1 protein-coding gene is annotated in these 406 nt (G+C 77.1%); it reads left to right on the top strand.

Features of this window, described 5'->3' with window-relative positions; all coding sequences use genetic code 11:
* Positions 1-31: 31 nt before the first annotated feature.
* A partial coding sequence (gene dhaM / locus DZG00_RS16545; RefSeq protein ID WP_119455878.1) for a dihydroxyacetone kinase phosphoryl donor subunit DhaM occupies positions 32-406 on the top strand: 375 nt, incomplete at its 3' end.

The raw sequence follows: 406 nt of genomic DNA, 5'->3' as shown, positions 1-406 counted from the left end.
CGACCGCCCGGGACGCCGACGGGGGCGCGTCGTGAGCGTCGGTCTCGTCCTCGTCTCGCACAGCGCGCTGATCGCCCACGGGCTGGTCGACCTCGCGCGGCAGATGGCGCCGACCGTGACGCTCGTGCCCGCGGGAGGATCCGGCGACGGCACCCGCGACGACGCAGGCATCGGCACGAGCTTCGACGTCGTCATGGCGGCCCTGGCCGAGGCGGAGGGCGGTGACGGCGTCGTGGTGCTGGCGGACCTCGGATCCGCCTACCTCACGGCCGAGACGGCCGTCGACCTCCTCGACGAGGACGCCGCCGCCCGCGTCGTCGTCGTGCGCGCGCCGCTCGTGGAGGGCGCGGTCGCCGCCGCGGTGGCCGCCGAGACGGGACGCTCCCTCGAGGACGTGGCCGCGGCC

The organism is Clavibacter lycopersici, from assembly GCF_003576405.1.
GTDB classification, from domain to species: domain Bacteria; phylum Actinomycetota; class Actinomycetes; order Actinomycetales; family Microbacteriaceae; genus Clavibacter; species Clavibacter lycopersici.
Note: the sequence above shows the minus strand (reverse complement) of the source record. Positions and strands in the feature narration are given on the sequence as shown.